Below are 26,619 nucleotides of genomic sequence, written 5' to 3' on the forward strand. Positions count from 1 at the left end.
TCCGCCGTCCGGCACGAAGCCGTCGGTCAGCGGGCGATGACGAGGCCGTCCCGGTCCGCGCCCCTGCTGAGGACGGCTTCGCTGATCGCGTCCTGGATCGACCGGTGGTCCTCGCGCTCCGGATCCTCGGCGAGGGCGGCCGGGAGGTTGACGACCCGGCCGGCCGAGGTGTCGTACCACTGGGGGACGTACTCGGCCTTGGTGACGGCCCACCGCTCCCCCGGCCGGGCGGGCGGGGCGAAGGTGAAGCGGCCGATGGAGCCCTGGTTGCCGCGGTGGTCGCGGGCGCCGGTGTAGTCGAACATGGGGCCGGCGATCTGGTCCCCCATGCCGTAGATCACCCAGGTGCCGTTCACCTTCTCGTACGCCTGGGGGACGTGGGCGTGGGTGCCGAGGATCAGGTCGACGTCGGGACGGCCCTCGGTGGTGGACGCGGTCAGGCTGCGGGCCAGGGCGATTTGCTGCTCGTCCGGTTCCGTCTGCCACTCGGTGCCCCAGTGCAGGCTGAGGACGACCACGTCCGCGCCGGCGCGCCGCGCCGCGCGGGCATCGGCGACGATCTTCGCCTCGTCGATCAGCTGCACGGCCCAGGGCTGCCCTTCGGGGGACTCGTTGCCGTTGGTGCCGTACGTGTAGGCGAGGTGGGCGACCTTGGCTCCGCCGGCCTTCAGCCACCCGGGGGTGGCCGCCTCCTGCGCGGTGCGGGCCGATCCGTGGTGGGCGAGCCCGGCGGTGTCCATGGCGTCCAGGGTGCGCCGGATGCCGTCGGCTCCGTCGTCGAGGGAGTGGTTGGAGGCGGTGGAGCAGGCGTCGTAGCCGGTGGCGGCGAGGCCGCGGGCGACTTCGGGCGGCGAGGTGAAGGCGGGGTAGCCGCGGTAGTCGCCGTCCGCGCCGTACACGGTCTCCATGTGGCAGATCGCCAGGTCCGCGGTGGACACCACCGGACGCACGGCGGCGAGCATCGGTCTGAAGTCGTGGTCGCCGCTCGATGCGTCCGTGGAGTCGTCGGCGGCCCGGGCGATGACGGAGTCGTGCGGCAGCACGTCGCCGCTGGCGGCGAGTGTGAAGCTGCGCGTGCGCTCGGCGCCGTCGTTCCCGGTGGATGACCGGGCGGCGCCCGGGGCGGCCCCGCGGCCCCGCTCCTCGCCGGGCGCACCGCAGGCCGCGGCGGTGGCCGCGGTCAGGAGGAGGGCGGCGATGGCGACCGTGCGACGTCGTGTGCGCGGTGTGGTGCGCTCTCCCGTTGGACCGACTCTCATGGGACCGACTCCCGGTGCGACGAGCGAAGGAAACAGACAAAAGCCAATCAATATGACTATATGACTGCACAGGGCGCCCGAACGGGAGTCAAGCGTCACGGCCCGACCGGTCACTCAATCGGAGTTGCGCAATCCGGTTTTCGGCCGTTCATCGATCCGCTTCCCCGGCCGTCCGGATCCGGCCGCCCGTTCACCGCACCACTCGCCGCGGCAAGCGACCGCTCACCGACGGCGGCGCATGGCCTCCTGTCCCTCGCCGTGCGGATGGGTTCGGATACGCCACAACCCCGAAAGCACGACCTCGGGGACCCCCGAACCGCACCCCCGCGCCACGACCCGGTGCGCCCCCGGCGGCCGACCGCGAACCGGACGCCCCACCGACCTCGACCGACAGCGAGCACGCGAAAGGGTGTTGGCCATGACGACGGCGACCGTGACCGCTTCCTCGACCGCCGACGAGGGGACCATCGTCGATCTGCACCGCCAGCACGGACCGGCGTTGCTCAGCTTCCTCCAGGGCCTGACCTACGGCGACCAGCAGCGGGCCGAGGACCTGCTCCAGGAGACGCTGGTACGGGCCTGGCAGCACCCCGAGGCGTTCGACGGCCCCTACGAGTCCATGCGCCCGTGGCTGTTCACCGTGGGGCGCCGGCTGGCGATCGACGCCCGCCGCTCCCGGCTCGCCCGCCCCACCGAGATCGGCGACGGCGTGCTCGCCACCACCCCGGACCCCAGCGACGCCACCGAGACCGCCGTGGCGCAACTCGACGTGCGCGCCGCCGTCGGCACCCTCAGCGACGACCACCGCGCGGTCCTCGACCGGCTCTACTTCCAGGGACTCAGCGTCAGCGAAGCCGCCGAGTCCCTGGGGATCCCCCCGGGCACGGTCAAGTCGCGTACGCACTATGCGCTGCGCGCACTCGGCCGCTGTCTACCCGGCTATGCGCGCTCCGGACGCGCTGCGGCCTGACCCTGGCGGCCGGCACCGCGCCACCGGTTCCGGCCGTGCGCTCGCGCCCCGCCCCTCCCCACCTCCCGCTCCGGCCCGCGGGCACCCTGCGCACCGCTGGCACCGCCTCTCCCCGGGGCCACGGGCCGGGAGCCCAAAGTGCGGAACGTCACGGTGAAGTTGAGTAAAGACCCGCCCCCAGCCGTGCTACTCGGAGGAGGCTCGTCTCCGAGTCAAGAGAAGGACGCCCGGAAGAAGGTGGGAAGGGTGCAGCCCGAACGTACGAACGGCACCAGCGGAGAAGCGCTGGCGATCCCGATGGCGTGGCTATGCGCCGAGTACATCGCGGACGAGGTGTTGCGCACCGGCGACCTCGTCGACGCCGGCACGCTGGAGTACCGCGCCGGTCGCCAGACGCTGGCGCTGACGGTGTACCTCTGCGACGGCGCCGACGAGGTGGCCGGGGTGCAGGCGGTGGCGCGGATCGAGGAGTGGCTGAACCTCACCTCGTACGACCACCCCTGGGCCGCCTGGGTCGACGAGCAGTTGGCGGCCCGCGAGGAACGCGCGCGCGAGGCAGGCCGGCCGGCGGGGCCCGACCTCGCCCTGGCCCGGGAGTCCTGGCGCTGGCTGCGGCAGACCGAACTGTTCGCCACCGACCTCGGCGAGGAGCCGCCCCGGCCCGCCACGGACGCGCCACGGCGGACCGTGGACGAGGACGCCCGGTCGTGGACCCCGGCCTGGCAGCTCGGGCTGCCGCTCAGCCATCTGGCGATCCACCTGTTCTGACCGACCGCTCCCCCACGCTCCGCACGCGCTTCCCGCGCTCCCGCGCGCACGGGTGGTCCGCCTGCCGGACCCGGTGCCGCCGGCGTGCGGTCACACCGCCCTGCGGCCGGGCGACGAGTGCACCCCGGCCCGGTACTTGGGCACCCGGACCGTGATCTTCATCCCGGCGCCGACCCCGGTCTCGATGACCAGCCCGTGGTCGTCCCCGTACACCTGGCGCAGCCGCTCGTCCACGTTGGACAGCCCGATGCCGGACGACCCGGTGCGCTCCCCCGCCAGGATGCGGCGCAGTTCGTCCGGGTCCATGCCGACGCCGTCGTCCTCGATGGTCACCACCGCCTCCGCGCCGGCGTCCTGCGCCGCGATCGTGATCCGCCGCTCGCCCGTGGAGTCCTCCAGGCCGTGCTTGACCGCGTTCTCCACCAGCGGCTGGAGGCAGAGGAAGGGCAGCGCCACCGGCAGCACCTCCGGTGCGACTTGGAGGGTGACCTTCAACCGGCGGCCGAAGCGCGCCCCGGCCAGGGCGAGGTACTGCTCGATGGAGCGCAGTTCGTCGGCGAGGGTAGTGAACTCGCCGTGCCGTCGGAAGGAGTAGCGGGTGAAGTCCGCGAACTCCAGCAGCAGTTCCCGGGCCCGCTCGGGGTCGGTCCGGACGAACGAGGCGATCGCCGCGAGCGAGTTGAAAATGAAGTGCGGTGAGATCTGGGCGCGCAGGGCCCGGATCTCGGCCTCGATCAATCGGGTGCGGGAGCGGTCCAGCTCCGCCAGTTCCAGCTGTACGGACACCCAGCGCGCCACCTCGGTCGCCGCCCGCACCAGGACGGCCGACTCCCGGGAGCCGTACGCCACCAGCGCACCGAGCACCCCCTGGTCGCCGGTGAGCGGGGCGATCACGGCCCACCGCAGCGGGCACTCCAGGTCCTCGCAGCGGGTCTCGATGCTCTGGCTTCGGCCCGAGTCCAGCACCGCGCCGACGCGGGCCATCACCCGCTGTTCGTGGTGGTCGCCGCCCGGTCCGTCCCAGGCGAGCACCTTCTCCCGGTCGGTCAGGCACAGCGCCTCCGTGCCGAGCAGGGAGCGCAGTCGGCGGGCGGCCTTGCGCGCGGTGTCCTCGGTGAGTCCGGCCCGCAGCGGGGGCGCGGCGAGGGAGGCGGTGTGCAGGGTGTGGAAGGTGGCACGTTCCACGGGGGTGCCGAGGTCGAGGTCGGCGGTGGGGCGCCGGCGGGCGGTCAGCCGGCCCAGTGCGACGCCCGCGACCAGGAGGACGGCCCCGGCGGCGGCCAGCGCCGCCAATCCCGTACCGGTCATCGCTCGTCTCCCTTTGCTCCGGCGGGGCCGTCGGGTCGGTACGGCGCTTCGGGGTGCGGCTGGGACCGGCCGTCGGCCAGGTCCTCCGGCAGGTGCAGCCGGGCGAGGATCGCGGTCGTGTTCGCGGGCACGTGGCGGGCGGTGGCCAGCGACACCAGCACCATGGTGAGGAAGCCCAACGGCACGGACCAGACGGCGGGCCACGCCATCAGGGTGTGGGCCCAGCCTTCGGGCGGGAGCCCGGCGCGGGTGGCCATCACGGCGGTGAGCGCCGAGCCGCCGCCGACCACCAGGCCGGCCGCGGCGCCCGGCGGGGTGAGCCGACGCCACCAGATGCCGAGGACGAGCAGCGGGCAGAACGAGGACGCAGAGACGGCGAAGGCCAGCCCGACGGCGTCGGCGACGGGCACGTTGGTGGCCACCACGCTCACCGCCAGCGGCACGGCCATCGCGAGCACGGTGGCGAGCCGGAAGTAGCGCACGCCCCGGGAGGGCAGCACGTCCTGCGAGATCACCCCGGCGACGGACATCGTCAGCCCGGAGGCGGTGGACAGGAAGGCGGCGAAGGCCCCGCCGGCGAGCAGCGCGCCGAGCAGGTCCCCGGCGACCCCGCCGACGACCCGTTCCGGCAGGACGAGCACGGCGGCGTCCGCCTGCCCGGTGAGGGCGAGTTCGGGCGCGTAGATCCGGCCGAGCGCGCCGTACACGGGCGGCAGGAGGTAGAAGGCGCCGATGAGTCCGAGGACGACGAGGGTGGTGCGGCGGGCGGCGCGCCCGTCGGGGCTGGTGTAGAAGCGGACGGCGACGTGCGGCAGGCCCATGGTGCCCAGGAAGGTGGCGAGGATCAGTCCGTAGGTGGCGTACAGGTGGTAGCCGTCCCGGCCGCCGGACAGGGGTTGGGACCAACTCGCCGGGTCGGACCCGGTGGTGGTCCGCTCGGGGACCTCCGCGCCGGCGGGCAGGGTCAGGCTCGTCCCCGCGGCGACCTTGTGCGCGCCCTCGTCCAGGGTGACGCTCCGATCGGCGTACGCGGTGCCGTCGACGGTGCCGTCGACCGTGAGGAGCAGGGGCTCGTCCAGTTCGATCCGTACGGTGTCGGCGACCTTGACGGTGGTGTGCTCGCGCAGCACGGCGGGGGCGTCGAAGCGGGCACGGGGCGCGTCCGCCGATGCCCACGCCCCGATCAGGAACAGCGCGGGCACGAGCAGCGCGGTCAGTTTCAGCCAGTACTGGAACGCCTGGACGAAGGTGATGCTCCGCATGCCGCCGGCCGCGACGGCGCCGGTGACGACGACGGCGACCACCACCCCGCCGACCCAGCCGGGGGCGCCGGTGAGGATCTCCAGCGTGAGTCCGGCGCCCTGGAGTTGCGGCAGCAGGTAGAGCCAGCCGATGCCGACGACGAAGAGCGTGGCCAGCCGGCGCACCGCGGTGGACTCCAGCCGGGCTTCGGCGAAGTCGGAGAGGGTGTACGCGCCGGAGCGCCGCAGCGGGGCGGCGACCAGGACCAGCAGCACCAGGTAACCCGCGGTGTAGCCGACCGGGTACCAGAGCATGTCCGGGCCCTGGAGGAGGACGAGGCCCGCGATGCCGAGGAAGGACGCGGCGGAGAGGTACTCGCCGCTGATGGCGGCGGCGTTCAGGCGCGGGCCGACGGTGCGGGAGGCGACGTAGAAGTCCGAGGTGGTGCGGGAGATGCGCAGCCCCAGCCCGCCGATGAGGAGGGTGGCGAGGACGACGACGGTCACGGCCGTCACCGCGTACGTCTGGTTCACCGGGCCCCGTCCGGCCGGTGGGTCAGGGGCCCGTGGAGCGCGCGGGGTATGGCGGGGTCGGCGGGGGCCGGCGGGCGCGCGGTCACGGTCAGCGGCCCTCCACGAGCCGGGTGAAGTCCTGTTCGTTGCGCTCGGCCCGGCGCACGTACCAGCGGGCGGTCAGCCACATCACCGGGTGCACGGCGACGCCGAGCGCGGCCCACACGAAGGGCTGCGGGGACAGCGCGTGGCCGTCGAAGGCGGCCGGCAGCGCGAAGAGCAGCGGCAGGGTGCCGACGAGCAGGACGAGGGTGCCCAGGGCGTAGAGCGCGGAGCGCAGTTGGCTGCGCACCAGGGAGCGGACGTACGTGGCGCCGAGGGTGGTCTGTTCGGTGATCTCGGACCAGGCGGGCGCGTGCCCGGGCGGGCGGCGGGTGCCCCGGGGCACTCCGGTGACCACCTCGCGGCGGGGCCGCTGCTCTGCAGACATCGTCGTCCGCTCTCTCGCGTCGTCGGTGAGCCGCCACGGGCTCGGTCGGTCGTGGGGCCACGGAGTCTACGCAGCAGGGATTACCGACGGTAGACGTCGATGCGGGCGGTGGGCCGGGCGGGCTTCACCGGCGCTGGCACGGGCCCGTTTCGTTCAGGTCCCGCAGCGCGATCTCCAACTCGACGTAGGACTCCTCGGCCCTGCGGAAGGCGACTTCGAGCGCGGCCTCGGCGCGCGGACCGACGTATCCGCGGGCCGATTCCTGGACCCCGTACAGCACGTCGGCCCAGCGCCCGGCCGCGCTCTTGACGGCGGTGAGCAGGGCGTGGACCTCTTGGGCGCTGACGGCCGGGGCGTCCGGCAGGCCCCGCAACTCCTTCAGCAGTGCTTCGATGTCGGACATCAGACCCCTTCGCTCTGCGATCAAGGCTAGGCGGGGTCGGGGCGCGCGGCGGTTCTCCGGGCGCCTTCGCTCGGTGGGAGGGGGCGGCGGATCGCCGGGCGGGTGTTCCGGACGACGAACGGTCGACGGCGGCCGGCGAACGGTTGCCCCTGGTGGCGGGTCAGCCGTGGGCCCTGCGCACCAGCAACTCCCTGAGTTGGCGGGCGTGGCGGCGGCTGACGGCCAACTCGGCCGAGCCGACCCGCACGGTGGTCGCGCCGCCGTCCAGGCGCAGTTCGTCGATCCGGTCCAGCGCGACGAGGTGGCTGCGGTGGATGCGGACGAAGCCGCGCGAGGCCCAGCGCTCCTCCAGGGTGGACAGCGGGATGCGGACCAAGTGGCTGCCTTCGGCGGTGTGCAGCCGGGCGTAGTCGCCCTGGGCTTCGACGTGGGCGATGGAGTCGATGGGGATGAAGCGGGTGACGCCGCCGAGTTCGACGGGGATCTGGCCGGCGCTGCTCTGGACGGGGCCGGGTGCGGGTGCCGCGGCGGGGCCCTGCGGCAGGTCGGCCGTGCGCGGTTCGCGGGCGGTGACGGCCTGGTCCCGCACCCGTCGGACGGCTTCCGCCAACCGCTCCCGGCGCACCGGCTTGAGGACGTAGTCCACCGCCTTCAGGTCGAACGCCTGGACGGCGAAGCCCTCGTGGGCGGTGACGAACACGATCAGCGGCGGGCGGGCGAAGCGGGCGAGCAGCTTGGCCACGTCCAGCCCGGTGAGCCCGGCCATGTGGATGTCGAGGAAGACGACGTCGATGCCGTCGTCGCCGTCGGGTCCGGCGTCCAGGGCGCGGGTGATGCGGCGCAGGGCGTCGGTGGCGTCGGTGGCTCCTTCGGCACGGGTGATCCGCGGATCGGAGCGCAGCAGGTAGAGCAGTTCCGCCAGGGCGGGTTCCTCGTCGTCGACGGCCAGTGCGCGCAGCATGGTGCGGAGTGTAGGCGGGGCGGCACCGCCCGGCCACGGCGCGGAAGCGTCTGTCGTGCGTTGCGTCGGGACATGACCGCCGTCATTCTGCGGGAGCGTCGGGTCGCCACCGGCCGTCCGCGCCACGCCACGGACGGCCCGCAGACGCAACGACGACAGCCCGTCGCACGGCGGAACCGCGCGCTGCCGAGGCAGGAGGGCCCCACGGGACTCCGCGGCCCCGGTCGCCCGGGAGCGGGGCGGTGCGGGCGGCGCCGGGTGAAGGAATCGCGGAAGTAGGGGGGCTTCCGTGTCGACTTGAGCGCTTTCGGTTTCCCGTGCGTATACATCCATGCCACGCGGGGCGGGACGCGGTGGCGCACCCGGCGATGTGCGACGCCGGAGTTTCCGTGTGCACCCTGCCCTGAGAGGAATGGAAGACGTCGTGATCACCCCGCAGCGGCACGAGGACGTGGCGGCCTACGCGCTGGGCGTCCTGGAACCCGCGGACGCCCACCGTTTCGAGGACCATCTCGCGAGGTGCGGGCGCTGTCGGGTCCAGCTGTCCGGGTTCGCCGCGACGGCCGGGGCGCTGCGCGAGCTCGCGGCGCTCGGCCCGGCCGGCGTCGACACCGCCCTGCCGCCGCCGTTGCCGCGCCCACTGGTCGAGGAGGTCAGGCGGGCGCGGCGGCGGGCCCGCCTGCGCCGGCGCAAGGTCGTGGTGGCGGTGCTCGCGTTGGCGTTCGCGGTGCTCGTGGGGACGTACTCGGCCCGCCCGCCGGGGAAGCCGGCCGCGGCTCCGCGCAGCGCGGCCGGGGAGCGGCTCACGGCCGTCGACGCCGGCACCGGCGTCATGGCGTGGGCGGCGGTGAGCGACCGCGACTGGGGTACGGAGGTGGAGTTACGGCTCGCCGGACTGCGCGGGCCGGTGGCGTGCCGGCTGGTCGCGGTGGGCCGCGACGGCGTCGTGCACCCCGTGCTGAGCTGGCGGGTGCCGCCGCAGGGGTTCGGCACGGGGTCGCCGGGCGGCGGCCCCGCGCTGGAGGTCCAGGGCGGTACGAACGTCCCGTCCTGGGAGATCGACCGCTGGGAGGTCCGGGACGACGGCACGGGACGTCTGCTGGTGACCTTGCACCACTGACGGCGGACGTACGGGACGGGCGCGGGCACCGGCTACTTCAGCAGGCGGGACATCCGGCGGTCGGCGAGGGGCTTGCCGCCGGTCTGGCAGGTCGGGCAGTACTGGAGCGACGAGTCGCTGAAGGACACCTCGCGGATGGTGTCCCCGCACACCGGGCACGGCTGCCCGGTCCGTCCGTGCACCCGCAGCCCGCTCTTCTTCTCGGCCTTCAGCCGCCCGGCCGCCACTCCGCGCGAGCGCTCCAGCGCCTCGCCGAGGGTGGTGCGCAGGGCCTCGTACAGCGCGGTGACCTCTTCCTCGTCGAGGTTCTGCACCGGTTTGAACGGTGACATCTTCGCCGCGTGCAGGATCTCGTCGCTGTACGCGTTGCCGATGCCGGCGATCAGCCCCTGGTCGCGCAGGGCGCCCTTGATCTGGCGGCGCTCGTCGGCGAGCAGCGCCGCGAAGGCGTCCCGGTCGAAGTCCGCGGCCAGCGGGTCGGGGCCGAGCCGGGCGACCCCGGGGACCTGCGCCACGTCCCGTACGAGGTGGACGGCGAGCCTCTTCGTGGTGCCCGCCTCGGTGAGGTCGAAGCCGGCGCCGGAGGCGAGGACGGTGCGCAGGGCGAGCGGCCCCTTGCCCGGGCGCGGCGGCGCGGCCGGGAACTCGTCGCTCCAGCGCAGCCATCCCGCGCGGGCCAGGTGGATCACCAGGTGCAGTCCGCCCGCGGTGATGTCCAGCCACTTGCCGTGCCGCTGCACTGCGGTGACGGTGGCGCCCTCGACGGCGCTCAGCGGTGGGTCGTAGGTCTTGAGGACGCTGATGTTCAGCGGCAGGACGCGGGCGATCTCCTGTCCCGTCAGATGGGTGTCGAGGAACTCTCTCAGGGATTCCACTTCGGGCAGCTCCGGCATGCGTCCAGGGTGCCGCAGCGGGCGGGAAGCCGCAGTTTCACGGGGTGTGCAGCCGGTACACGCGCTGCGCGGCCTGGGCGAAGATCTCGTTCCGTTCCGCTGTGCTGAGGTGTTCGTTCGGGGTGCGGGCGGCGGCCGGCACACCGGCCGGTCCGAGCCGGACACCAGCCGCCCGGGCCCGAGGGCGTCGAGCGCGGTGTCGGCGAAGGGGGGCGGCCGGAATCCTGGGCTTCTCGGCCATCACCCCGATGTCTCATGGCCTCCGTCGATCGTGGCCAACTCCGCCAACTCGGTCCGTACGCCCACCGCGATCCGGTCCACGTCGGGCACGGCCTTGCCGTCGACCACCAGCCCCACGTGGACCTGTCCGCCGTACTGGGTGAGCGCCACCGCCAGCGACTGGCCGCGCGCCAGGGGCGCCATCGGGTAGAGCGAGTGCAGCGGGCAGCCGCCGAGGGAGAGTTCCGTACGGGGCAGCGGCACGCTGGTCACCAGCAGGTCGAAGAGCATCCGCGCGGCGCCGCCCGCCAGCGGCGCGCCGACGCGGTGTGCCACCGGGGGCAGTTGGTCGGCGATGACCGCGAGCGCCCCGGCGCCGCGCAGCGGCCCGGCCTCCTTGTTGCGATCCATCGCGGTGCGCACGGCGGCGAGCCGACGACCGGGGTCGGGTTCCCCGACGGGCAGGTCGAGGAGGTACCCCGAGAGCTTGTTGCCGGGGCCGAGCGGGGCGCCCGGCCGTCGCCGGGAGACGGGGACCAGGGCGCGCGGCCCGTCCGCGGGCGGGCTCTCGCCGCGCTCGACGAGCCAGCGGCGCAGTCCACCGGCGACCGCGGCGAGCAGTACGTCGTTGGTGGTGCCGCCGACCGCCTTGCGCACCAGTCGCACCTCCTCCAGGTCGAGGGCGGCCGTGCCGAGCCGTCGGGTGCCGCTGGCGGCGGCCGACAGCCAGGGCAGCCCCCGCGGGTCGAGCCGGCTGGCGCGGACCAGGGAGGCCCCGACGCCGACGGCGAGGTGCAGGTCGTCGATGCGGTCGCGGGCGGTGCCGACCAGCCGGCCGGGGTCGCGCAGCCACGACCGTTCGGGCGGCTGCACCGGGCTCCGCAGCCGCGCCCGGGCCCGCGCCCGCACTCCCCGCGGGTCCGCGACCTCGTCGAAGATGCCGGAGCCGATGGCCACCGCGCGCATCCCGTCCGCGAGCGCGTGGTGCAGCTTGACGAGGACGGCGAAGGCGCCGCCGGCGGCGCCGGTGATCAGATACATCTCCCAGGGCGGCAGGCCGCGCTCCAAGGGGCGTTCCATCAGCCCGCCGGCGAGCGCGGTGGCACCGGCCGTGAAGTCCTCGGCGGGCAGCCGGATCCGGTGCAGGTGCCGGGTGACGTCGAAGTCCTTGTCGACGGACCAGGCCGCCCCGCCCAGCGGCAGCAGGACGTCGTGCACCCTTCTGCGCAGCCGTCGCATCGCGCTGGTGCGGCGCGCGAGCAGTTCGAGGAGGTCGTCGTCGGTGGGCGGTGCGTCGTCGGCGGGGGCGAAGAGGGCGAGGGCGCCGAGGTGCATCGGGTGGCCGACGGACTCCATGCGCCAGAACGCCAGGTCGAGGGGGGCGAGGGGCTCGCTGTTCACGGTGTCCTCACGTCTGTGCCTCCGGTCCTCTGGTTCCTCTCACTACAGCCAAATCTCCCGAGCAGTGACGTTCAAGTGCGATCGTTTCACCGAGAGTTAACACAGTTGCCGGACACGCCTCGCTGTCACGGACCCGTTACGTCCGGCCGTCGACACCGCACGCGTCCGCGGCTGGACGGGTCAACGGTCCGGTACGGCGAACTCGCACCAGACGCTCTTGCCGCTGCCGCGCGGGTCCACGCCCCAGGCGTCCGTCAGCCGGTCCACCAGCAGCAGGCCCCGGCCCGACACGCCGGACTCCCCCGCGTCCCGGCGCCGCGGCAGCGCGCTGGAGAGGTCCTCCACCTCCACCCGCAGCCGGCGCTGCGGCCCGGACAGGACCCGCACGGTGACGCTGGCTCCGCCGTCGGTGTGCAGCAGGGCGTTGGTGGTCAGCTCGTCCGCGACCAGCTCGATCTCGTCGGCGCGCGCCCGGCCGCCCCACGCCTCGACCGCCGAGCGCACCATCCGACGGGCCGAGCGCAGCGCGTCGGGGTCGTTCTGGCCGACGTACTGCTGGAGCCGGCCGCCGGACTGCGGGGTCAACGCGCCGCGTCGGCGCAGCAACAGGAGGGCGACGTCGTCGTCACCGCCGCGTTCGTCGACGACCTCGCACAGGTGGTCGGCGAGTTCCTGGATGTCGCGGGGTCCGTTGCGCACCAGTGCGGTCAGCTGCTGCATGCCGTCGTCGAGGTCGGTGCCGGGGAGCTCCACCAGCCCGTCGGTGTACAGCAGCAGGGCCTGCCCCGGGTCCAGTTCGACGGTCGTGACGGGGTACTCCAGACGGCCGAACTCCGCCGACAGCCCGAGCGGCATCCCGCCGTCCACCGGGATGCGACGGCAACTGCCGTCGGTGTCCCGCAGCAACGGGTCCACGTGCCCGGCGCGGACCACCTGGACCACTCCGCTGGACAGGTCAGCCTCCGCGTACAGGCAGGTGGCGAAGCGGTCGGTGTCCAGTTCGTGCAGGAAGGCCGACGCGCGGGCCATCACGGTCGCGGGCGAGTGGCCCTCGGCGGCGTAGGCGCGCAGCACGATGCGGAGCTGTCCCATCACCGCGGCCGCGTCGGTGTCGTGGCCCTGCACGTCCCCGATGACGGCGCCGACGCGGCCGCCCGGCAGCGGGATGACGTCGTACCAGTCGCCGCCGATGTCCCGGCCGATGCGCGCCGACCGGTAGCGGACGGCGATCTGCGCACCGGGCACGTCCGGGATGCGGCGCGGCAGCATCGCCTGTTGGAGCCCTTCGGCGAGGTCGTGCTCCTGGTCGTAGAGCACGGCCCGCTGCACGCTCTGCGCGATGGTGCTGCCGAGCGCGATGAGCACGTTGCGCTCGGCGGAGGTGAAGCCGCTGCGGTCGTTGTAGAGCAGGCCGAAGGCGCCGATGGGGCGGCCCTGGGCGATCAGCGGCAGATAGGCGGCGGCTTCGATGCCCAGGTCCTCGATGTGCGGCCACAGGACGGGGTAGGAGCCGGAGAAGTCCCGCGGCCCCTCGATGAAGCGGGGCGCCAGGGTGCGGATGACCTCGCTCATGGGGTACTGCTCGTCCACCCTGGTGAAGCGGGTGCCGGGCACGAAGGCTTCCTCGGGCCCCTCGGCGACCAGGTGGATCCGGCCGCCGGGCTCCAGCAGGCCCATGACCAGGCTGGTCGCGCCGAAGATCTCCAGGCCGTGGACGTCCTTGAGGACGTCGATGACGTCCTGGACGGTACGGGCGTGGGCCAGCGCCGCCGTGGTGGCCTCGACCACGCTGGTCTGCCAGCGTCGCTCGTTGTCGGCCGCGAAGCGCGCCGTGGCGTCCGCGAGTTCGACCGTGGCGTCCCGGACGATGCCGATGACGCGCACCGGGCGGCCCTCGGCGTCGCGGCGCACGCAGCCCTGGGAGTGGGTCCAGCGCAGGCTGCCGTCCCGACGGCGGATGCGGAAGTAGGCGCCGTAGTTCTCGCTGCCGTTCTTCAGCGCCTGGGTCACCAGCGCGTCGAGCCGCGCCGCGTCTTCGGACGGCATCCGGGCCATCAGGCTGGTGCGCCGGCCGTCGTACTCCTCCGGCGGCAGGTCGAGCACGTGGTGCGCGGGCCCGTCCAGGTGCATCAGACCGCTCGCCAGGTCCCAGTCGAAGCTGCCCATCCGGTTCAGGGTGAGGCTCGTGTCCGGGCTGGCCGGCCAGTCGTCGGGTAGCGTCGGCGCCCCCGCTGCCCGATCAACCATGCGGCCACTCTGCCATCATTTGTCGGATTCTTCGACTGGTTGTGGGAGCGCCGGGGGCCTTCCGGGGTCTCAGGCCGCGACGACCCCGTCCGCGCCGGTCGACCCGCCGGGGCCGCCCCGACCGGGGCCCTGGAAGAGGACGCCCTCGTCAGATGGGATGTCCAGACCGTCGATCGCAGAGTCGATCAGGTCGAGGCCGAAGGGGTCCAGGGCGTCCGTGGAGCTGCCCGAGCCGACGGAGTCCGGGGCGTCGAAGGGGTCGAGCGGGTCCACCGCGTCGCCGAGGGCGTCGGCGTCATCGGGCCGCGCCCCGGTGGCGTCCGGGGCGGGCGGCACCAGCGCACCGCCCGGATCCGACTCCTCGGCCTGCGGCTCCGGGTTCGGCTCGGAGGGGTACGCGTAGATGTCGTCGGGCGCGACGGGCGGCACCACGTCGGGGCGACGGTCGTCCTCGCCGTCCGTGCCGGTGCGCCGGTCGATCCAGGTGTCCTGGGAGACGTCGACGATCACCAGGCTGTCCAGGTCCTGGGTGGTGGGCTTGACGACCACGACCCGGTCCAGTCGGTAGCCGTGCCAGGGGGTGCCCTTCTGGATCACCCCGCCCTTGACCGCCACCGGCGGGGCGAGCGGGGTGCCGGATGCGCAGCGCACCCGTGGTGCACCGCGCCGGTCCACCAGCACGGCGGTGCCGGCCTGGAGCACCGTCTGCCGGGCGGCCGTCGCCTTGCCGTCCCTGAAGCCGCGGCTGGTGACCCGGGTGTCGGCGCGCAGCACCACGGGGGTCAGGTCCCGCAGGAAGCGGGGGACGTCCCGCTGTGCGACGTCGGCGCCGTCCGCGAAGGCACGGGCCTTCTTGCCGTCCGCCCGCAGCAGCGTGATCTGCTGCTGCACGTCGCAACTGCCGACCGCTTCGGTGCCGCCGTACAGGCCCGGAGTGGCGCCGGACAGGACGCGCAGGGTCTGGCCGCGGGTGGGCCTCTCGCTGCCGATGGCCGCCGGCACGACGGGCTCGGGCACCGGTGCGGCCAGCGCGCGGGCCGTCGTCGCCGTGTACGGATCGGGACCGGGCTCCGTCGCGGGCTGGAGGAAGACCTCCTCGTCCTTCTCCGGCGTCGACCCGCCGTCCCCGCCGCAGCCGGACACGAGGAGCCCGAGGGACCCGACGGCGAGGAGCGCGGCGGCCGACGACCACCGGCGGCCGGCGGCCCGCTGCTCGCGGCCCGTCGGGTGGCGACGGGCGGTCCACCGACGACGAATGGGACCCACGAACATCTCCCGCCTCTTCACGCGCTGTAGCCCACCTGGCTTCGACCTGCTCCCCACGGTGTGCCGGACACCGCACCACCCGCGACTTGAACGCGTTCAAGTCGCCGCTTAGGCTCGGCCGTCAGAGGGAGGACCTCGAACGCACCCGGGGGTGGCAGTGGACTCGTCCGCGCTGGTCAACCTGGTCGTACGGCTGCGCGCCCGAGTGTCGCGCGGCCGTCGGCGCACACCGTCCGTCAGGCCCGCGCCCATTCGGCGCACGCTGAGCTACCCCCAGGTCGGGGCCACCCGGCTGGGGCCGCTGCCGGACGGCTACCACCATCTGCACCACACCACCCGCATCGGCCGGGGCCGGACGACGTACGACAGCGCCGCCGACGCCGTCATGACCTGGCGGATGCACCGCAACTCCGGCGTCCGGCTGCACGCTCCGGCCCCGCGCGCCGAGCCGGGCGTACGGGTCGCGGTGACGATCGGCCTCGGACCGGTCCGGCTCACCGCGCCCTGCGAGGTCGTCTGGACCGTGCACGACCGTCGACGCACCGGCTTCGGTTACGGCACGCTCACCGGCCACCCCGAGTGCGGCGAGGAGTCCTTCGTCGTCGACATCCGCGACGACGGATCGGTCTGGTTCACCGTGCTGGCCTTCAGCCGACCGGCCCGCTGGTACACCCGGCTCGCCGGCCCCCTGGTGCCGCCCTTCCAACGTGCGTACGCCCGCCGGCTCGGTCGCACGGTGCGGCGGCTGACGACTGCGCCCGCCGCGTTCGATACTGGACGTGATGGAGTGGTTCGGTGAGGACGCCTACTGGCTGAGCCGGCTGGTCTTCCAGCGGGCCCTGGCCGCCGTCTACGTGGTGGCGTTCCTCAGCGCCGCCCTCCAGTTCCGGGCGCTGATCGGCGAGAAGGGCATGCTGCCCGTCCCCGCCCTGCTGCGCCGGGTCCCCTTCCGGCACGCGCCGAGCGTCTTCCACCTGCACTACTCCGACCGGTTCTTCGCCGGCTGCGCCTGGGCGGGCGCCGCGGGGGCGGCGGCCCTGGTGGCCGGCGCCGCGGACGGTCTTCCGCTCGCGGTCGCCATGGCCTGGTGGGCGGCGCTGTGGGTGCTGTACCTGTCGATCGTCAACGTGGGACAGACCTGGTACGGCTTCGGCTGGGAGTCCCTGCTCCTGGAGACCGGGTTCCTCGCGGTCTTCCTCGGCAACGACCGGACCGCTCCCCCGGTCCTCGTGCTCGTCCTGTTGCGCTGGGTGCTGTTCCGGGTGGAGTTCGGGGCCGGGCTGATCAAGCTGCGCGGCGACCGTTGTTGGCGCGATCTGACCTGTCTGTACTACCACCACGAGACCCAGCCGATGCCGAATCCGCTGAGTTGGTTCTTCCACCGACTGCCGCGGCCGCTGCACCGGGTGGAGGTGGCCGCCAACCACGTGGCCCAACTCGTGGTGCCGTTCGCGCTCTTCGCGCCGCAGCCGATCGCCACCGTCGCGGCGGCCCTGATCATCTGCACCCAACTGTGGCTGGTGCTGTCGGGCAACTTCGCCTGGCTGAACTGGTTGACGATCGTCCTCGCGCTCTCCGCCGTCGACGGCTCCCTCCTCGCCGCGCCGCCCGAACTGCCCGCGCCGCCGCTGTGGTACGCCGCCCTGGTCGTCGCCGTCACCGCCCTGGTACTGGTCCGCAGCTACCGCCCGGCCCGCAACCTGCTCTCCCGGGAGCAGCGCATGAACACCTCGTACGACCCCTGCCACCTGGTCAACTCCTACGGCGCGTTCGGCACGGTGGGCCGGGTGCGGCGGGAGGTCGTGGTGGAGGGCACGGACGAGCCAGTGGTCCACCCTGGCACGGTGTGGAAGGAGTACGGGTTCAAGGGCAAGCCGACCGATCCGCGCCGGATGCCGCGCCAGTTCGCCCCGTACCACCTGCGGTTGGACTGGCTGATGTGGTTCGCCGCGCTCTCCCCCGGGTACGCCGGTTCCTGGTTCGGCGCGTTCGTCGAGCGGCTGCTCGACGGCGACCGGGACACCCTGCGGCTGCTGCGGCACAACCCCTTCCCCGACGCACCCCCCACCTACGTGCGGGCCAGGATCTGGCGCTACCGCTACACGACGTGGCGGGAGTTGCGGACCACGGGGGCCTGGTGGCACCGGGACCAGGAGCGGGAGTACTTCCCGCCGACCCGGCTACGGCGCTGACAAGGCCGTGCCCCCTGCCGCGGGGGCGGGGGGCACGGCCTTCGCTCAGTCGATGCCGGGCAGGATGTGCGGCTCGGCGAGGTCGTCCTCGTAGCCGGCGAGCCGGATGGGCGCCGAGCGGGCCCACACCTCCAGGCTGCCGAGTTCCTTGGAGCCCGCACTCCGCTCCCGGGTCCGTTCCGGAGGGGGCTGCTCCTGCTGCTTCAGATCTGGTGTCACCGCGCACTCCTCTGTGTCGCGTAACTGGGACAGGGCGATTCGGTCGCGGTGGCGCCGGCTTTCGGGCGGGACCGCGGCCTGGTTGCAGACCTGTCCCAGGACGGCCAAGAGGCTTTCGTGGATCCTCTTGGTGGCGCCCGTACGTCTCAGCGTAACCACATGAGCGCGCGTCTGCTCGATGGGGCCGGTAAACATATGATTTCAGGCCGCATGCATCAGAGCGGACGTTCATGAGCCCGTGACCCCACTGTCACACGAGGACGCACCGGCCCACCACTTGGCGGGCGCGCCCGCCGACCCCGACCGCGCCGGCCGTGCCGCGGGGTCAGCCGCGCCGCGGGGTCAGCTGCGGGCCGCCGCCGTCGGGGGCGCGTCGAAGGTGCAGTCGCCGCAGAGCCCGCCGCCGGCGCGGTAGTAGAGACAGCAACTGGTGCGCCGCATCGCGGGCCCGCGGACGGTGGTGGCGAGGTCGGGGTGGTCGAAGAGGCCGGCCGCCAACGTCCGGGCCCTCTCCACGACCTCCGGACGCCGCTGAGCACGCGCCCAGGCGTCGAGTTCGCGCACGGCACCGGCGAGCGCCGAGCCCGCGTTGCCCCACAGCAGCCGGGGGGAGATCCGAGTGTCCCGGCGCAGCGCCGTCGACAGCGGTAGGAGATGACCGACCTGCACGACGTCGCGGATCGCGGCGACGGAGGCGGGCCGGCTGTGCACCTCCGTGAGCACGAGGTCGTCGGGGGACGAGCGGTCCGGGGTCCAGTACAGCCGCTCGGGGTCCAGCACGGGGACCAGGCCGTGCAGGGCGGCCGACCCGAGGGCGAGGGACCACAGCCGGGCGGCGAGCCCGAGGTGGGCGATGGAGGCGGCGACGCGCCGCTCCCGCGCGCCGAGCCGGGTGGCCACGAGGTCCACACGCAGGGTGAGCGGGGCCACGTTGCCGCCGTAGACGCCGGCGAGTGCGGTCCCGTCGTTCGGCTCGCCGGTGCGGAGCGCGAAGAAGCCGCCCACCGTCGCCACTTCGTGCAGCTGCTCCGGACGCATTCCGCAGCTCACCCCCCTGGTCATTATCAGATCCATTCACAGGTCTCATTGATCGTCAAGGCCGCCCGGAGCGTCCCGTTCCGCGTCGCCGCGGTTCTTTCTCCACCCGGGCTGACCTGCGACGGAGGCCGGTGTACCTCCTGAGTCCCATGGCCGTACTCCGTCGGCAGTACGACCAAGTGCCTGCTCAAGGACGACGACGGGAGGACATTTTGGAGAGATCGTAGAGAGTATGAGTCCCCTTGCGCTGGCGGTGCTGCTCTCCCTGGTCTCCGCGGTCGCCTATGCGGCCGGGGCGATCGTGCAGGAGCAGGTCGCCGCATCCACCGCCGCCCGGCCCTACGCTCCGCTGCATCACGCCGGGTGGTGGGGGGCCGTCGCCTTGAACGGCACCGGTGCGCTGTTGCACGTCGTCGCCCTGGCGTACGGGCCGCTGAGCGTGGTGCAGCCGCTGGGCGCGCTGACGATCGTGTTCGCACTGCCGATGGCCGCGATGCTCGTGGGGCGGCGGGCCGGGGCGACCGCGTGGCGCGGTGCGCTGCTCGCCACGATCGGCCTCGCCGGTCTGATGTCGCTCAGCGGCAACGCGGCCTCCGGGTCGCTGGGGTCGGGTGAGCGGGGGGTGCTCGCGGCGGTGACCTTCGGCGTCGTCGCGCTGGTCTTCCTGGTGGCGCAGACCATCCACCGGCCGGTGCTGCGCAGCGTGCTGTTGGCGACCTGTGCGGGCGTGGCGTTCGGCATCGCCTCGGTGTTCACCAAGACGGTGGCGGTGGACTGGGAGTGGTCGGCGCCGCTCGCCCAGTGGGCCAGCCTGCTCGTCGTGGCGGTGCTGGCGATCGGCGGGCTGTTGCTCTCGCAGGCGTCGTACCGGGGCGCTGGGCTCGCCGCGCCGCTGGCGACGGTGACGGTGGTGAATCCGGTGGTCGCGGCGGCCGTCGGCGTGACGATGTTCGGGGAGACGTTCCGCTACGGGTACGCCGGCACGCTGCTGGCCCTGGTCTTCGGCGCGATGGCGGCGGGCGGTCTGGTCCTGCTGACCGTCGAGCGGATGAGCGCTGCGGGCAAGGACGTCGAAGCGGTCCGCCCCGAGGCGGAGGCAGGGGCCGCGGAGGTTGCGGACGCGCCGACGGCGCCGGCGCAGCGGGACGCGGCAGGGGACGGCGGCGAGGCCGTGGACGGCGCGAGCACCGCTCAGGACGCGCACCGCCCGGACCGTGCCGACGCTGCCGACCGGCAGGTGAGCGGCGCGGCGCTCGTCGAGGGCCGGGCCCCGTCCGGCGCCCGCGCGGTGACCCCCGCCGGCCTGAGGATCGCGGAGCAGCGGAGGTCCGGATTTCGCACGTGCCGCAGCGGGCGGCCGAAGAACCGCAGCTCTGTGGAGCGCCGCCCGGCACCCGCGCCGGCCCCGGACCTCGCCGCGTCCGCGGCGCAGCGCTCAGAGCGAGACGCCGCCCGACCTGAGGTAGGCCACGGGGTCGACGTCGGCCCCGTATCCCGGTCCCGTGCGGACTTCGAAGTGAAGATGGGGCCCTGAGCTGTTGCCGGTGGAGCCCGAGCGGCCGATGCGCTGACCGCTGGCCACCTGCTGGCCCGAGCGCACGGTCAGCGCCGACAGGTGCGCGTACTGGCTGTACTTGCCGTCGGTGTGCCGGATGACGACCTGGTAGCCGTAGGACCCGGCCCACCCGGCCGAGATGACGCGGCCGGGCGCGACGGACTTCACCGAGGTGCCGGTGGGGACGGGGAAGTCGACGCCCGTGTGGTAGCCGCTGGACCAGGCGGTGCCGGCCTTGCGGTAGGGGGTGCCGGTGGCGGCGTCCACGGGAGCGCTCATGCCCGCCCGCTGGGTGGGGCGATCGGCGGATCTGTTGGTGGACGCGGCGGGCTCGGTACGGGGCTCGGCAGCGCGCACCGGCGCGGTCTTCGGCTTCTCCGCCTTCTTCTCGGCCTTCTCCGGCTTCGGCGCGGCCTTCGGCTTCTCGGTCTTCTTCTCGACCTTCTTCTGCGGCTTGCTCTCCGGCTTGGTCGCCGGGGCGACCTTGGGCTTGGGGTCCTGCTGCCCGGGCGCCGTCGCCTTCCCCTGGGTCTTCGGGGCCGCCATCCGGATGACCAACCGCTGACCGGGGATGATCAGGTCCGGGTCGGATCCGACGGTGGCCCGGTTCATCTCGTACAGCCGCGGCCAACCGCCCTGTATGTCCTTCTGCACCGCGATCCGGGACAGCGAGTCCCCCCGGGCCACCGTGTAGCCCTCGCGCTGGGTGGGCACGGTCGTCGGGGTCGCCTTCGGTGGCGTCGTCGGCTTCCGCAGCTGGCTCCCCTGCTGGGAGGCCGTCCGCTGGCCGCCGCCGGACGCCGTCGCCTTGCGCTCGCCCTGCGCCGCGGCCCCCTGCGTCGACGGCCGGCCGTCGGGCGCGATGTCCGGCGCGTCGCCCCCGCGCGTCAGCCCGGAGCGCACCGAGCAGGACGGCCAGGCCCCTGGGCCCTGCCCCTTGAGGACCCGCTCGGCTATCGCGATCTGCTGGTCCTTGCTGGCCAGGTCGGCGCGCGGCGCGTACTCCCGGCCGCCGTAGGCGTCCCAGGTGGACTGGGTGAACTGGAGTCCGCCGTAGTAGCCGTTACCGGTGTTGATCTTCCAGTTGTTCGTGGACTCGCAGGCGGCGACCTTCTCCCAGACGTCGACCGAGGCCGCTTGGGCGGTGCCCGCGCCGATCAGCGGCAGCGCCATTCCCGCTCCACCGGCGGTCAGGGTGAGCGAGGCACGGTTGATGCGGCTCGGCTGTTGCCGGCGGTGCCGACCGGTTGCGGCCATGGAGGTCTCCCCCTACGTACAGGCAGAACGACAAATAACAGGAAGGTCACATACCAAGCGGTCAACTTAAGTGCTGTGCACTGACGATGACAAGGGCTCACCCCCCGCGCAGGGGGCGCAGCGGGGGCGGAAGGCCCCCGGGGCACCGTCGCCGCGGATCGCGCCATCGGGACGAAAATCGCCGGGGCCGGGGAAATTTTCCCTGCCAGCCCGGGATTGATGATCGGTGAACGGCCGGGGCGCCGAGGCGGCGGACGCGCGTGCGGTCCGGACCCGACGCAGACGCACCGTACGACGACGCATACGACGGACACATCAGGAGCAGTGATGGACGCAGATGCCACGGCACAGATCGGTGTCACCGGACTCGCGGTGATGGGCCGCAACCTCGCCCGCAACTTCGCCCGCAACGGCCTCACGGTCGCGGTGCACAACCGGACGGCGGCCAGGACGCGGGCGCTGGTGGACGAGTTCGGCGACGAGGGCGCCTTCGTCCCCGCCGAGTCGGCGCAGGACTTCGTCGCCGCGCTGGAGCGTCCGCGGCGGCTGGTCATCATGGTGAAGGCGGGCGAGGCGACCGACGCGGTCATCGAGGAGTTCGCGCCGCTGCTGGAGGAGGGCGACGTCATCATCGACGGCGGCAACGCGCACTTCGCCGACACCCGCCGCCGGGAGAAGGAGCTGCGCGAGCGCGGCATCCACTTCGTCGGGGTGGGGATCTCCGGCGGCGAGGAGGGGGCCTTGCACGGCCCGAGCATCATGCCGGGCGGCTCGGCCGAGTCGTACGCCTCCCTGGGGCCGTTGCTGGAGAGGATCGCGGCGAAGGCGCCCGACGGCACGCCGACCGTCGCGCACATCGGCCCCGACGGCGCCGGCCACTTCGTGAAGATGGTGCACAACGGCATCGAGTACGCGGACATGCAGCTCATCGCCGAGGCGTACGACCTGCTGCGCACCGTCGCCGGCTACTCCCCCGCGAAGATCGCGGAGACGTTCCGCTCGTGGAACACCGGCCGGCTGGACTCGTATCTGATCGAGATCACCGCGGAGGTGCTGGCGCACGTGGACGCCGCGACGGGCGCGCCGTTCGTCGACGTCGTCGCGGACCGGGCGGAGCAGAAGGGCACCGGCCGCTGGACCGTGCAGATCGCGCTGGACCTCGGCGTGCCGGTGTCCGGCATCGCGGAGGCCGTCTTCGCCCGCTCGCTGTCGGGCCACACGGAGCTGCGCGACGCCTCGCGGGCGCTGCCGGGCCCCGAGCCGAAGCCGTTGGACGAGGCCGGGGCCGCCCGGTTCGCCGAGCGGGTGGAGCAGGCGCTGTACGCGTCGAAGATCGTCTCGTACACGCAGGGCTTCCACCAGATCCAGGCGGGCAGCGAGGCGTACGGCTGGGACGTCGACCCCGGCTCGGTGGCCTCGATCTGGCGGGCCGGCTGCATCATCCGCGCGGCCTTCCTCGACCGCATCCGCGCGGCCTACGACGCCCGCCCCGACCTGCCGAGCCTGCTGTCGGACGAGCAGTTCGCGCGGGAGATCGGGCAGGCCCAGGACGACTGGCGCGAGGTGGTGGCGACGGCGGCCCGCCAGGGCGTGCCGACGCCGGGCTTCGCGGCGGCGCTGGCGTACTACGACGCGCTGCGGGCGCCGCGGCTGCCGGCCGCGCTCACCCAGGGCCAGCGCGACTTCTTCGGTGCGCACACCTACCGACGCACGGACCGCGAGGGCTCGTTCCACACCCTGTGGGGCGGGGACCGCTCCGAGGTGTCCACCGGCTGACGGCGGGGTCCGTCAGGCCGGTCCCGGCGCCGGCTGGGGCTCCGGCTGCGGCTCGGGCGAGGGGTTCGGGTCGGGGCCCGGCTGGGGAATCGGGTCCGGGGGCACCGGCGGCGGCTGCGGCGTCGGTACGGGCCCGGGCAGCGGTCCGGGCGGCCCCGGGGCCGGGATCGGTGAGGGCGGTACGGGCGGCTGGGTCATGCCGGTCCTCCACGGTCGCCGTCGAATGTGTGGCGCATACCCCCGTACCGGAAGCGTACCCACCGGTCCGGGGGCGCGGCACGGCCGGGAACGCCGATCGTGCCGACCGCGGGTCACCACCGCTCGGGGCGCTCCCGCAGTTGCGCTTCGGCCGTGGCCACCAGTTCCGCCGGGGCGACCGGGGCCTGCTCGGGGTGGCGCTTGGCCCATGCGGCGGCGTACGGGCACAGCGGCACCACCGGCACGCCCTCGCGGGCCGCCATCGCGTAGAACTCGCCGACCAGCGCCCCGGCGATGCCACGGCCCTCGTACTGCGGTTCGACGACGGTGTGCACGGCGACGAGCGCCGCCGGCTCCCCGTCCAGCACGAAGTACGCGATGCGGCCGGCGACGGTCCCGGCGTCGTACGCCTCCAGCAGCCCTCGGCCCCGGTCGTCCCGCAGGTCGCGCTTCCGCTCGTCGGCCATGGCCGCCTCCTCTTGGTGCCGCTGTGGTGCTGCGCCCCGCGGTGCGGGGCGGACGGAACGATCAGACCACGACGGCGTGCGGGCTGCGCTCGGTGCGGCTTCCCGGCACGGGAGCCGAGGCGTCCGTGCCCGTCGCCACGATGCGGTTGTCGGCGTCGACGTGCACCACCGCCGGCACCAGCGAGCGGGCCTCGGCGTCGGCCACCTGGGCGTAGCTGATCAGAATGACGAGGTCACCGGGGTGGACGAGGTGGGCGGCGGCGCCGTTGATGCCGATGACACCGGAGCCGCGCTCACCCTCGATGACGTAGGTCTCCAGCCGCGCCCCATTGGTGATGTCCACGATGTGGACGAGCTCACCGGGCAACAGGTCGGCCGCTTCCATCAGATCGGCGTCGACGGTGACCGACCCCACGTAGTGCAGGTCGGCCTGGGTCACCGTGGCGCGGTGGATCTTGGACTTGAACATGGTGCGCAGCATGGAAATGCTCCTGAATAGAGGCTCCCTGCCTGCGTCTTTGCAGGTCAAGTGCGTTCCCTACCATACAACGACCCTCCTGGAGCGGGCAGCTACCCCCAGGCCCTTCAGGACTCACGCTGACCACGTGCTGGCCGAGATCGGCTGTGCCAGCAACTGCCGGCCCACAGTTATGGGGCGAGCGGGCGATGACCCGCCCCCCGCCCCGGTAGCGGCACGGGCCTCACTCGGGCCAGTCGGAGCCCTGGATGACCTCCACGAAGTCACCGCGTTCGAAGCCGGGGACGAAGTGCGCGAGGACGTCCGCCTTGACGTTGCCGAAGGTGGTCTGCGGGCGGTCCTTGATGCCGTCGGTGAAGGCCGCGAGGATCTGCTTCTTGAAGTCCGGGCGCGGATGCGCCGCGACGACGGCCGCGCGCTGCGCGTCGGAGACGGCGTCGTAGCCGATGCCCAGGACGTCCAGTTCGACCCCGCGGGTGACGAGGGCGACCTCGGGCGCCATGTGGAGGGGGATCTCCGGGGTGGTGTGCAGGGCGATCGCCGTCCAGACCCGGTCGGCCCGCTCCCCCGTGATGCCGTGCCGTTCGAGGAAGCGGCGGGCCTCGTCGGCACCGTCGATCTCGAAGCGTTGGTCCGTGCGGCGGAAGCGCTCGGTCAGCCCGAGGTCGTGGAACATCGCGCCCACGTACAGCAACTCGGGTTCGAACGACAGCCCCTGCTCCCGACCCCGGAGCGCCCCGAAGAGGAACACCCGCCGGGAGTGGTCGTACAACAGCGGCGGGGCGGCGTCCCGCACCAGCTCGGTCGCTTCCCGCGCCAGAGCACTGTCCGGGATCCGTACGCCCGCGATGGTCTCGCCCATGGTCAGTACACCCTTCCGTGACGTCCGTTGCTCAACACGCCGGCGCCCTGCGCGCCTCCTCGCGTGTTCGCTGACGACCACCACCTTCGCGCGCGCCTCGGCCTGCCGCCATGCCCATGAGGTCAGTCGGCCCACCGACTCCCCGCCGAGGCGGTGTTCGTCCGACGCCGGACGAGGCGGCGGCTCGTACGCCCGGGTGAGCGTCGACGTCCCTGCGCAGCCCTGCGTCCTCGGCCGCGAAGCCGCCGAACTCACCGCGCTCGCCGACCACCTCACCGCCCACGGCCTCATCCTGGAGGTGCTCGCCGGCCCCCTGCCCGGCACCTACGACCCCACCGGCCCGGGGAAGCTGCTGCTCGCGTTCTTCGCCACGATGGCTGAGACCGAGCGCGAGAACATCCGCGAGTCCACGCTCGAAGGGCTCGACACCGCGGCCCGCAAGGGCAGGCACGGCGGTCGGCCGCGCCGGGGCCGGAGGTCCGGAGGGCATCGTCACGGAGTGCGTCGCTTGAGGAAGGAGGCGACACCGTGGGCGAGCAGGAATCCGGCGATCATGGACACGGCGTAGGTCAGGGTCATCAGCGCGGGGGGCTGCTTGGCGGGGTCGTCCTGGGGGATCAGTCCGGCGAACGACATCCAGGCGCCCCAGCAGCCGACGGCTCCCGAGCCCGCCCAGGCGGCGGCGAGCGGCACCTTCACCGGAAGTCGGGCGAATGTCGCGGCGCGGGGCGCGAAGACGAGGAGCAGCAGCCCTGCGGCGGCGATGGTCGCGGTGGCGGCGCTGAGGGACTCAAGCGCGGCGAAGGAGCCAGTGCGTTCGTCGATCCGCTGCTGCGGCAGTCCGGTCGTGGAGCCCGCGGCCCACATCAGGTGCACCGTGATGGGCACCAGCGCCAGCAGGGCGCCCGCGACGGAGGCCGTGCGCGCCGCACGGCCGCAGGTGTCGCGCGGCAGGTCGCCCATGCGTCCCTGCCAGACATGGCCCCAGCGCTCCCGCGCGTACCGCACGAAGAGGATGCCCAGGGTGAGGCCCTGGACGATGAAGCCGCCGTAGACGATGCCGTAGACCCAGTCGTCGAGGAAGGGGTCGCCGTTCGACGTCGACTTCTCCTCCGGCCCCGTGAAGAGGCCGACCGTCAGTTGGAGCGGGAAGCCCGCCATGATCGGTGTCAGCAGCCCGGTCGCCACCCACATGGGAAACACGAGCAGCGGGGCGGGCACGCGGTGGCCCCTGGTCCGGGTGAGCACCAGGGCGAGCACGATGACGGCCGCGTCCATCAGCACGGTGACCGCGTTGACGCCGATCAGCAGTGCCCGTTTGTCCTCGTCGAGGAGCGAACTGCCGCTCGGGATCCCGATACGACTGCCCGCGATCCAGGCGACCTTGAGCGCGAGATACGGGAAGCAGGAAGCGATGGCGACGGCCCGCAGCACCCGCGACGCCCGGCCGGGACCAGGGAGCCGAGCGGGGACGGGAGGGGAGACGGAGCGGGAGATCTGGGTCATGTCCTCAGACTG

24 protein-coding genes and 1 pseudogene are annotated in these 26,619 nt (G+C 73.4%); 8 read left to right on the forward strand and 17 right to left on the reverse strand.

The features are described 5' to 3' along the window. Positions 1–26: 26 nt before the first annotated feature. Positions 27–1,259, reverse strand: coding sequence for a CapA family protein (locus tag ACH4E8_RS27945; protein WP_398453183.1), 1,233 nt, complete (start codon positions 1,257–1,259; stop codon positions 27–29). A 418-nt stretch (positions 1,260–1,677) separates the two neighbouring features. Between ACH4E8_RS27945 and ACH4E8_RS27950 the strand changes: the two genes are divergently transcribed. Continuing rightward, positions 1,678–2,229, forward strand: a complete 552-nt coding sequence (locus ACH4E8_RS27950; RefSeq protein WP_398453186.1) for a sigma-70 family RNA polymerase sigma factor — start codon at positions 1,678–1,680, stop codon at positions 2,227–2,229. Positions 2,230–2,475: 246 nt separating this feature from the next. Beyond that, on the forward strand, positions 2,476–2,997 hold the full coding sequence (locus ACH4E8_RS27955; RefSeq protein WP_398453189.1) for a hypothetical protein: 522 nt from the start codon (positions 2,476–2,478) through the stop codon (positions 2,995–2,997). Between the two features lie 90 nt (positions 2,998–3,087). On the opposite strand, the gene ACH4E8_RS27960 is transcribed toward ACH4E8_RS27955, so the two are convergent. From ACH4E8_RS27960 to ACH4E8_RS27980, 5 genes are all read right to left on the reverse strand, one after another. Then, a complete protein-coding gene (locus tag ACH4E8_RS27960; protein ID WP_398453192.1) occupies positions 3,088–4,305 on the reverse strand; it encodes a sensor histidine kinase in 1,218 nt (405 codons plus the stop codon). Continuing rightward, positions 4,302–6,080 (reverse strand): cation acetate symporter, encoded by a 1,779-nt coding sequence (locus ACH4E8_RS27965; RefSeq protein WP_398453195.1) that lies wholly within the window; start codon positions 6,078–6,080, stop codon positions 4,302–4,304. Before ACH4E8_RS27965 ends, ACH4E8_RS27960 begins: the two co-directional genes overlap by 4 nt. 88 nt (positions 6,081–6,168) lie before the next feature. Then, the gene (locus ACH4E8_RS27970) at positions 6,169–6,549 is read right to left on the reverse strand and encodes a hypothetical protein (RefSeq protein WP_398453197.1); all 381 of its coding nucleotides are present in this window, start codon (positions 6,547–6,549) and stop codon (positions 6,169–6,171) included. A gap of 124 nt (positions 6,550–6,673) precedes the next feature. After that, entirely contained in the window at positions 6,674–6,952 is a 279-nt protein-coding gene (locus tag ACH4E8_RS27975; protein ID WP_398453200.1) for a hypothetical protein, read from the reverse strand. 160 nt (positions 6,953–7,112) lie between these two features. Continuing rightward, a complete protein-coding gene (locus ACH4E8_RS27980; RefSeq protein WP_398453202.1) occupies positions 7,113–7,913 on the reverse strand; it encodes a LytR/AlgR family response regulator transcription factor in 801 nt (266 codons plus the stop codon). Positions 7,914–8,325: 412 nt separating this feature from the next. On the opposite strand from ACH4E8_RS27980, the gene ACH4E8_RS27985 reads away from it, so the two are divergent. Then, positions 8,326–9,033, forward strand: a complete 708-nt coding sequence (locus ACH4E8_RS27985; protein ID WP_398453204.1) for a zf-HC2 domain-containing protein — start codon at positions 8,326–8,328, stop codon at positions 9,031–9,033. A gap of 32 nt (positions 9,034–9,065) precedes the next feature. Here ACH4E8_RS27985 and ACH4E8_RS27990 read toward each other — a convergent pair whose 3' ends face one another. From ACH4E8_RS27990 to ACH4E8_RS28005, 4 genes are all read right to left on the reverse strand, one after another. Further along, positions 9,066–9,926, reverse strand: a complete 861-nt coding sequence (locus ACH4E8_RS27990; protein WP_398453206.1) for an Fpg/Nei family DNA glycosylase — start codon at positions 9,924–9,926, stop codon at positions 9,066–9,068. A 240-nt stretch (positions 9,927–10,166) separates the two neighbouring features. Next, positions 10,167–11,546 carry a wax ester/triacylglycerol synthase family O-acyltransferase gene (locus ACH4E8_RS27995; RefSeq protein WP_398453208.1) on the reverse strand — a complete coding sequence of 460 codons (1,380 nt, stop codon included), beginning with the start codon at positions 11,544–11,546 and terminating at the stop codon, positions 10,167–10,169. A gap of 180 nt (positions 11,547–11,726) precedes the next feature. Further along, positions 11,727–13,793 carry a SpoIIE family protein phosphatase gene (locus ACH4E8_RS28000; protein WP_398453210.1) on the reverse strand — a complete coding sequence of 689 codons (2,067 nt, stop codon included), beginning with the start codon at positions 13,791–13,793 and terminating at the stop codon, positions 11,727–11,729. 69 nt (positions 13,794–13,862) lie between these two features. Continuing rightward, entirely contained in the window at positions 13,863–15,059 is a 1,197-nt protein-coding gene (locus ACH4E8_RS28005; protein ID WP_398453212.1) for a DUF6777 domain-containing protein, read from the reverse strand. Positions 15,060–15,309: 250 nt separating this feature from the next. Between ACH4E8_RS28005 and ACH4E8_RS28010 the strand changes: the two genes are divergently transcribed. Then, positions 15,310–15,858, forward strand: a complete 549-nt coding sequence (locus tag ACH4E8_RS28010; RefSeq protein WP_398453467.1) for a DUF1990 family protein — start codon at positions 15,310–15,312, stop codon at positions 15,856–15,858. Beyond that, positions 15,842–17,251: a lipase maturation factor family protein gene (locus ACH4E8_RS28015; protein ID WP_398453214.1), complete on the forward strand. Its 1,410-nt coding sequence runs from the start codon at positions 15,842–15,844 to the stop codon at positions 17,249–17,251. The genes ACH4E8_RS28010 and ACH4E8_RS28015 overlap by 17 nt, the downstream gene beginning before the upstream one ends. 45 nt (positions 17,252–17,296) lie before the next feature. On the opposite strand, the gene ACH4E8_RS28020 is transcribed toward ACH4E8_RS28015, so the two are convergent. Then, entirely contained in the window at positions 17,297–17,470 is a 174-nt protein-coding gene (locus ACH4E8_RS28020; RefSeq protein ID WP_398453217.1) for a hypothetical protein, read from the reverse strand. A 342-nt stretch (positions 17,471–17,812) separates the two neighbouring features. Then, on the reverse strand, positions 17,813–18,508 hold the full coding sequence (locus ACH4E8_RS28025; RefSeq protein ID WP_398453219.1) for an IucA/IucC family C-terminal-domain containing protein: 696 nt from the start codon (positions 18,506–18,508) through the stop codon (positions 17,813–17,815). A 232-nt stretch (positions 18,509–18,740) separates the two neighbouring features. Here ACH4E8_RS28025 and ACH4E8_RS28030 point away from each other — a divergent pair, with 232 nt between their 5' ends. Further along, on the forward strand, positions 18,741–20,042 hold the full coding sequence (locus ACH4E8_RS28030) for a DMT family transporter (RefSeq protein WP_398453222.1): 1,302 nt from the start codon (positions 18,741–18,743) through the stop codon (positions 20,040–20,042). Here ACH4E8_RS28030 and ACH4E8_RS28035 read toward each other — a convergent pair. After that, a complete protein-coding gene (locus ACH4E8_RS28035) occupies positions 19,944–21,320 on the reverse strand; it encodes a transglycosylase family protein (RefSeq protein WP_398453225.1) in 1,377 nt (458 codons plus the stop codon). The genes ACH4E8_RS28030 and ACH4E8_RS28035 overlap by 99 nt on opposite strands. Positions 21,321–21,647: 327 nt before the next feature. On the opposite strand from ACH4E8_RS28035, the gene gndA reads away from it, so the two are divergent. Further along, positions 21,648–23,096 (forward strand): NADP-dependent phosphogluconate dehydrogenase, encoded by a 1,449-nt coding sequence (gene gndA, locus ACH4E8_RS28040; protein WP_398453227.1) that lies wholly within the window; start codon positions 21,648–21,650, stop codon positions 23,094–23,096. 311 nt (positions 23,097–23,407) lie between these two features. Here gndA and ACH4E8_RS28045 read toward each other — a convergent pair. From ACH4E8_RS28045 to ACH4E8_RS28055, 3 genes and pseudogenes are all read right to left on the reverse strand, one after another. After that, a pseudogene (locus ACH4E8_RS28045) lies at positions 23,408–23,764 on the reverse strand (GNAT family N-acetyltransferase); the annotation flags it as partial. 58 nt (positions 23,765–23,822) lie between these two features. Beyond that, positions 23,823–24,242, reverse strand: coding sequence for an aspartate 1-decarboxylase (gene panD, locus ACH4E8_RS28050; protein ID WP_398453230.1), 420 nt, complete (start codon positions 24,240–24,242; stop codon positions 23,823–23,825). A 220-nt stretch (positions 24,243–24,462) separates the two neighbouring features. Beyond that, positions 24,463–25,101: an HD domain-containing protein gene (locus ACH4E8_RS28055; RefSeq protein ID WP_398453232.1), complete on the reverse strand. Its 639-nt coding sequence runs from the start codon at positions 25,099–25,101 to the stop codon at positions 24,463–24,465. Between the two features lie 196 nt (positions 25,102–25,297). On the opposite strand from ACH4E8_RS28055, the gene ACH4E8_RS28060 reads away from it, so the two are divergent. Next, positions 25,298–25,669 (forward strand): recombinase family protein, encoded by a 372-nt coding sequence (locus ACH4E8_RS28060; RefSeq protein ID WP_398453235.1) that lies wholly within the window; start codon positions 25,298–25,300, stop codon positions 25,667–25,669. Here the strand turns inward: ACH4E8_RS28060 and ACH4E8_RS28065 are convergent. Then, complete coding sequence (locus ACH4E8_RS28065) at positions 25,594–26,607, reverse strand: hypothetical protein (RefSeq protein WP_398453238.1); 1,014 nt, start codon at positions 26,605–26,607, stop codon at positions 25,594–25,596. The two genes, ACH4E8_RS28060 and ACH4E8_RS28065, sit on opposite strands and share 76 nt — an antisense overlap. Positions 26,608–26,619 lie beyond the last annotated feature (12 nt).

It is taken from the genome of Streptomyces sp. NPDC017979, assembly GCF_044328175.1.
In the GTDB taxonomy this organism is placed as follows: Bacteria; Actinomycetota; Actinomycetes; order Streptomycetales; family Streptomycetaceae; genus Streptomyces.